Raw genomic sequence first — 6,448 nt, 5'->3', positions numbered from 1 at the left:
CGGTTGTCACGCCAGTGGCACTGCCGGGTAGCTATGTGCGGACGGGATAACCGCTGAAGGCATCTAAGCGGGAAGCCCCCTTCAAGATGAGATCTCCCCGAGGCCTCGAGCCTCCTGAAGGGCCCAGCGAGACCAGCTGGTGGATAGGCCGGGTGTGGACGCGCTGCAAGGCGTTGAGCTAACCGGTACTAATGGCCCGTGAGGCTTGACCATATAACCCCAAGCGGTCTGTGCGAGGCAGACGACACCGGGTACGCGAGACGGCTCGGTCGGCATGATTCATATTGGCGTTTTTCGCCTGACGACCATAGCGAGCGTGCCCCACCTGATCCCATGCCGAACTCAGCAGTGAAACCGCTCAGCGCCGATGGTAGTGTGGAGTTTCTCCATGCGAGAGTAGGTCATCGTCAGGCACCTAATTAGCAAAAAGCCCCGCGTTCGAAAGAACTCGGGGCTTTTCGCGTTATGGGGTCGTCATGCGGCGGCCACGCTGGGCTGGTAGAATCCTGGTTCGTTTCGAAGCGCGGTATCCATCATGCAAGCCAGCTCTCGTACCATCGTCACCAACCAGCCGGGACCGCACAAGAACCTGGCGGCGCGCGTGCAACGGGCGCTGAGCCACCCCCTGCGCAAGCCGGTGGCGACGCATACGCGCGAGGCCTTCGAGATGGCGGAGCGTTGGCGGCTGGCCCGAGAGAACCGGCCGCTGATCCTGGACGCTGGTTGTGGCGTTGGCTTGTCGACGCGCCGCCTGGCGGCACGCTTCCCGGACCATGCGGTGATCGGCATCGACCGCAGCGAGGTGCGCCTGACCCGCGACCACGGCCCGCTACCCGACAACGCCCTGCTGGTACGTGCCGACCTGGTGGATTTCTGGCGGCTGGCCCTGGCGGCCGACTGGCGGCCGGTGCGCCATTACCTGCTCTATCCAAACCCCTACCCGAAGTCGGCGCATCTCAAGATGCGCTGGCAGGGACATGCGGTGTTTCCGGCCATCCTGGCCCTGGGAGGGCGGCTGGAGCTGCGCTCGAACTGGCGGCTCTACGCGGAGGAGTTCGCCCTGGCGGTGACCCAGGCCACCGCCAGGCCGGTGACGGTGGAGCCCCATGCGCCGGGTGGCGACTGCTTGACCCCCTTCGAGCAGAAGTACCATGCCAGCGGTCAACCGCTATGGCGCCTGGTGGTGACGCTACCCCACGATCCCGACCTGTTTCCCGAGAGCTGAGGAGAGTTCCGATGCCTTTCGTCTACCTGGCTTTGGCCATCGTCGCCGAGGTGATCGGCACCACCGCCCTCAAGGCGTCGGATGGTTTTACCCGGCTGTGGCCGAGCGTGACCGTGGTGGTGGGCTATGGTCTGGCCTTCTACCTGCTCGCCCTGGTGCTGCGCACCATTCCGGTGGGCATCGCCTATGCCATCTGGGCGGGCCTGGGCATCGTGCTGGTCGCCGTGGCGGGGGTGGTGGTCTATGGGCAGCGACCCGACCTGCCGGCCATGCTGGGCATGGCCATGATCATCGGGGGCGTGGTGGTCATCCAGCTGTTTTCCTCCGTCTCGTCCCACTGACCCGACAACCGACTGATACCTGGACGCCTCCATGAGACTGCGCCTGTTGATTCCCCTTTGCCTTCTCCTGCTGTCACTGCCCGCGGTGGCCCAGGCGGGCTTCGAGCGCCTGGCGCGCCTGGCCGACAAGGGCTTCCTGATCGGCGCCGAGGCGAAGCTGCTGGACGATGGCCAGGTCCTCGGCGCCATCGAGCCGGAGCGACAGCTCTCGCCGGCCTCGGTGAGCAAACTCTACCTGACCGCCGCGGCGCTGGACCGCTGGGGGCCGCAGCATCGTTTCACCACCCAGCTAGTGGGCGAAGGGGGGCCCGACGCCGATGGCGTCCTGGATGGCGACCTGATCCTCGAAGGCGGAGGCGACCCGGCGCTCACCACCGAGGACCTCTGGCGCCTGGTGCAGCGCCTCCATCAGGCCGGGGTGCGCGAGGTGACGGGAAGACTGCTGGTCAGCCAGTGGCGCTTCGGGCCGGTGGAGTGCATCACTACCGACCGTTGTCAGGCCCGGGAGCGTACCGGCAATGCCTACAGCGCGCTGCTCTCCTCGGCCGGCGTCAACTTCGGCAGCTGGTGTGTCCGCGTGGCCCCGGCGACCACGGCGGGAGACGCGGCCCGGGTCACCGGCTGCGACAGCCAGGCGGCGATCCCGACGATCGACAACGACGTGACCACCCGTCCCGACGATAGCGGCACCGAGCTCGTCGCCGAGCGGGTCACCCGCGAGGGGCGCGACGTCATGGTGCTGAGCGGACAGATCTCCACCAACGCCCTGCCGAGGGACGTCTACCGTGCCAGTTCGGACCCGGCCGAGCAGATGGCGCGAACCCTGCTGGCGATGCTCGATCAGGCGGGCATCGTGGTGCATGGCGGCGTCGAGATCACCGAGGCCGAGCCGCCGGCCACGGCCCGGCGGCTGGCCGCCGTGGACGGCGAGCCGCTGCAGGAACTGCTGCTGCGGGTGATGAACTACTCCAACAACTTCATGGCCGATACCCTGGCCCTCGACCTGGTGGATACGCCACGCGCCGACCTGCGTTTGGGAGGTGCGGCCATCGAGGCCTTCGTGGAGGGGATCCCCGGCCATGGCCCGGTCACCCTGCTCAGCGGCAGCGGCCTGACGCCGGAGAACCGCACCTCGGCGCATGGCATCAACGTGCTGCTGGAGAGCATGTTCCACCGCCCCTCGCTGTTCCCCAGCTTCGTGGCGGCACTGCAGTCGCCGAGCAACGGGGTGATGCGCTTCATCCGTCGCGGCTCGCCTACCTTCCAGCACCATGTCATGCTCAAGACCGGCACCCTCAACCAGCCGGTGGCGGTGCGCGCGGTGGGCGGCTATTTCCGCACCCAGAGCGGCCGCTGGGGCGTGTTCAGCGTCCTGGTCAACGGGACCGGCAGCACGCCTTACCTGAGCTGGTCCGAGGTGCTCGACCCCCTGTCGAAGGATCTCGAGCGGATGATCGAGGCGCATTGACACGGGCTGCAGACAAGGACGCGACATGAAACCTGGATATACCGGCTGGCGCCGTGTGATGCACGCCACCCACTTCTCCCTCAAGGGGCTGCATGCGGCCTGGCGCAACGAGTCGGCCTTCCGGCAGGAACTGGGTCTCTGCGTGGTGTTGCTTCCCCTGGCCTGGTGGATCGGTCAGGGGCCGGTGGAGTGGATCCTGCTGGTGGGGAGTTGCCTGCTGATGCTGATCGTGGAACTGCTCAACAGCGCCGTCGAGAGCGTAGTGGACCGCATCGGTCCCGAGCGCCACGAACTCTCCGGGCGTGCCAAGGACCTCGGCTCCGCCGCCGTCATGCTGTCGCTGTTCCTGGCCGGCCTGACCTGGGCACTGCTGGCCGGCCAGAAGTTCCTGGGGTAATGCCCCGAGGCGCGGCCTTCGCTATGCTGGGGGCACCTGTCCAGCCGATGCGAGGCGCCCATGCCGCTGCCCGACGACTTCCTGCCGACGACCGATATCCCCGAACCGCTGCGGGCGCCGCTGACCCAGCGTCGCGAGCGCCTGGCCCAGTCCCTGGAGCAGGCCGATAACCTGGCCGACATGACCGGGCGCGAGTCGCCGCTGGAGGACTGGCTGGAGCTGTCCGAGGCGCGACGGGTGGAACTGGCCCGGGTGCTGGCGGTGTCGGACTTCGCCGCCGAGACGCTGGTGCGTTATCCCGAGTGGCTGCTGCACCTGGACGCCAGCGGCGAGCTGGATGCCGTGCCGGAACCCGAGGCACTGCGGGCCTGGCTCGACGAGCGGCTGGAGGAGGCCGATGACGAGGCGGCCATGCACGCCGCCATCCGCCGCTTCCGGCGCTCACGCATGCTGGGCATCGTGTGGCGTGACCTGACTCGCCCGGCCGGCATCGACATGTGGGCCACGTCGGTGGCCGTGTCGCAGCTGGCCGAGACCTGCCTGGAAGGCGCCCTGGTCTGGTTGGAGCACCATCTCGAGCCACGCTGGGGGCGTCCCGCCCCACGCCACGACGGCAGCGAGCAGCGCCTGGTGGTGCTGGGCATGGGCAAGCTGGGGGCCGGCGAGCTCAACCTCTCCTCGGACATCGACCTGATCTTCGCCTTCCCCGAGAAGGGCGCGACCGAGGGCGGTCGCAAGTCGCTGGAGCACCAGGAGTACTTCACCAAGCTGGGGCAGCGGCTGATCACCGCCCTGGACGCGGTGACCGCCGATGGCTTCGCCTTCCGGGTCGACATGCGCCTGCGCCCGCTGGGCGACGGCGGTCCCCTGGTGGGCAACTTCTCGTCGCTGGCCAGCTACTACCAGGACCAGGGCCGCGAGTGGGAGCGCTATGCCATGCTCAAGGCGCGCCCCGTGGCCGGCGACCTGGACGCCGGCGACGAATTGCTGGCCGCGCTGCGCCCCTTCGTCTACCGCAAGTACCTCGACTTCGGCGCCATCGAGTCGCTGCGCGAGCTCAAGGGCATGATCAACCGCGAGGTGCGCCGCAAGGGCATGGAGGGCAACATCAAGCTCGGGCCCGGGGGGATCCGCGAGGTGGAATTCGTGGTGCAGGCCTTCCAGCTGATCCGCGGCGGCCGAGATACCGAGCTGCAGGTCACCTCCCTGAAGACCGCCCTGCAGCGCCTGCCCGAGTTGGGCCTGCTGCCTCCCGAGGTGGTCGACGAGCTGCTCCCCGACTACGTCTTCCTGCGCGACCTGGAGCACGTGCTGCAGGCCCTGGAGGATCGCCAGACCCAGAGCCTGCCCGACGACGACCTCGATCGGGAGCGGGTCGCGCTGGCCATGGGCCTGGCCGACTGGCCGGCGCTGATGGCACGGCTCGAGGAGGTCCGCGAGCGGGTGCGGCGGCACTTCGATGCGGTGATCGCCGACCCCGAGGAGGAGATGGACGAGGCGGCGACCCGGGACGACGCTGGCGTCGCCCTCGAGCAATGGCGGGCGCTGTGGCGGGGCGAACTCGACGACGGCGAGGCCGGCTCCCTGCTCGACGGGGCGGGCTTCGCCGACGCCGCCGTGGCCGCCAGGCGTCTCGCCTCCCTGCGCCAGTCGCGCCAGGTGCAGACGATGCAGCGCATCGGCTACGAGCGGCTGGACGCCCTGATGCCGCTGCTGCTGGATGCCGTGGCCGGCAGCGAGGCCCCGGACACCGCCCTGGAGCGGGTGCTGCCGCTGATCGAGGCGGTGCTGCGGCGTACCGCCTACTTGGCACTGCTGCGCGAGAATCCCGATGCCCTGGGGCATCTGATGGCGCTCTGCTCGGCGAGCCCCTGGATCGCCGAGCAGATCGCCCGCTACCCGATCCTGCTCGATGAGCTGCTCACTCCCGACACCCTCTACACCCCCGCCGACAAGGCGCGGCTCGCCGACGAACTGCGCCAGACCCTGGCGCGCCTGCCGGAGGAGGACGAAGAAGCCCAGCTCGAGGCGCTGCGGGTCTTCAAGCATGCCCAGGTCCTGCACGTGGCGGCCTCCGACATCGTCGGCACCCGCCACCTGATGAAGGTCAGCGACTACCTGACCTACATCGCCGAGGTGATCCTCGAGGCGGTGCTGGCCATGGCCTGGAAGCACCTGACCCGCAAGCATGGCTATCCGGAACTGGCCGACGGCGGTCGCGCCGGGGCCGAGCCGGCCTTCCTGATCGTCGGCTACGGCAAGCTCGGCGGCATCGAGCTCGGCTACGGCTCCGACCTGGACCTGGTGTTCGTCCACGACGCCGCCACCCAGGGCAGCACCGACGGCGAACGCTCCCTGGACAATGCCGTTTTCTTCACTCGCCTGGGCCAGCGCATCATCCACCTGCTCACCGCGGTCACGCCCGCGGGCAGCCTCTACGAGGTGGACATGCGCCTGCGGCCCTCGGGCAACTCGGGGCTGCTGGTCAGCTCGCTATCCGCCTTCGCCGACTACCAGCGCCGCGAGGCCTGGACCTGGGAGCACCAGGCCCTGGTGCGCGCCCGGGTGGTGGCCGGTCACCCCGACCTGGCCGAAGGCTTCGCCGCGATCCGCCGCGAGATCCTCGGCCATCGGCGCGACACCGCCGAGCTGCGCGCCGAGGTGGTGAAGATGCGCGACAAGATGCGCCAGCATCTGGGTGGCAAGAGCGGGGAAGGGGAGTTCGACCTCAAGCACGACCCCGGCGGCATGGTCGATCTGGAGTTCCTCTGCCAGTATGCCGTGCTGGCCATGGGCCACGAGACCCCCGAACTGCTCGAGTGGAGCGACAACATGCGCATCCTCGAGACCCTGGAGGCTACCGGGCGCCTGCCCGCCGAGGAGTGCCAGCGACTGCGCGAGGCCTACCTGGCCCTGCGCAGCGCCGCGCACCGCGCCTCCCTCACCCGCGAGCCCGCCCGCGGCCATGACGAGGCCTTCCAAGATCACCGCCGGGTGGTCATCGCCGCCTGGGAGCG

The 6,448-nt window shown here is 69.0% G+C and carries 5 protein-coding genes and 2 rRNA genes; all 7 read left to right on the top strand.

The features are described from left to right. Window positions 1–213: ribosomal RNA gene (locus QWY80_RS11085) — 23S ribosomal RNA — on the top strand; the annotation flags it as partial. Between the two features lie 84 nt (window positions 214–297). Next, window positions 298–413, top strand: a 5S ribosomal RNA gene (gene rrf, locus QWY80_RS11080). A gap of 122 nt (window positions 414–535) precedes the next feature. Then, window positions 536–1,225 (top strand): tRNA (guanine(46)-N(7))-methyltransferase TrmB, encoded by a 690-nt coding sequence (gene trmB / locus QWY80_RS11075; protein ID WP_290231380.1) that lies wholly within the window; start codon window positions 536–538, stop codon window positions 1,223–1,225. An 11-nt stretch (window positions 1,226–1,236) separates the two neighbouring features. Further along, window positions 1,237–1,566, top strand: coding sequence for an SMR family transporter (locus tag QWY80_RS11070; protein WP_290231378.1), 330 nt, complete (start codon window positions 1,237–1,239; stop codon window positions 1,564–1,566). Between the two features lie 31 nt (window positions 1,567–1,597). Next, window positions 1,598–3,034, top strand: coding sequence for a D-alanyl-D-alanine carboxypeptidase/D-alanyl-D-alanine endopeptidase (gene dacB, locus QWY80_RS11065; RefSeq protein ID WP_290231376.1), 1,437 nt, complete (start codon window positions 1,598–1,600; stop codon window positions 3,032–3,034). Window positions 3,035–3,059: 25 nt separating this feature from the next. Further along, complete coding sequence (locus tag QWY80_RS11060) at window positions 3,060–3,431, top strand: diacylglycerol kinase (protein ID WP_290231374.1); 372 nt, start codon at window positions 3,060–3,062, stop codon at window positions 3,429–3,431. A 60-nt stretch (window positions 3,432–3,491) separates the two neighbouring features. Then, window positions 3,492–6,448 (top strand): bifunctional [glutamate--ammonia ligase]-adenylyl-L-tyrosine phosphorylase/[glutamate--ammonia-ligase] adenylyltransferase (glnE, locus tag QWY80_RS11055; protein WP_290231371.1); only part of this gene is annotated, 2,957 nt, incomplete at its 3' end.

It is taken from the genome of Halomonas ramblicola, assembly GCF_030409215.1.
GTDB lineage: Bacteria > Pseudomonadota > Gammaproteobacteria > Pseudomonadales > Halomonadaceae > Halomonas > Halomonas ramblicola.
Note: the sequence above shows the minus strand (reverse complement) of the source record. Positions and strands in the feature narration are given on the sequence as shown.

Bases quoted from the DNA above. Each gene is read 5' to 3' on its own strand.
- QWY80_RS11070 (WP_290231378.1), top strand. From the start codon at position 1,237: ATGCCTTTCGTCTACCTGGCTTTGGCCATCGTCGCCGAGGTGATCGGC.
- dacB (WP_290231376.1), top strand. From the start codon at position 1,598: ATGAGACTGCGCCTGTTGATTCCCCTTTGCCTTCTCCTGCTGTCACTG.
- trmB (WP_290231380.1), top strand. From the start codon at position 536: ATGCAAGCCAGCTCTCGTACCATCGTCACCAACCAGCCGGGACCGCAC.
- QWY80_RS11060 (WP_290231374.1), top strand. From the start codon at position 3,060: ATGAAACCTGGATATACCGGCTGGCGCCGTGTGATGCACGCCACCCAC.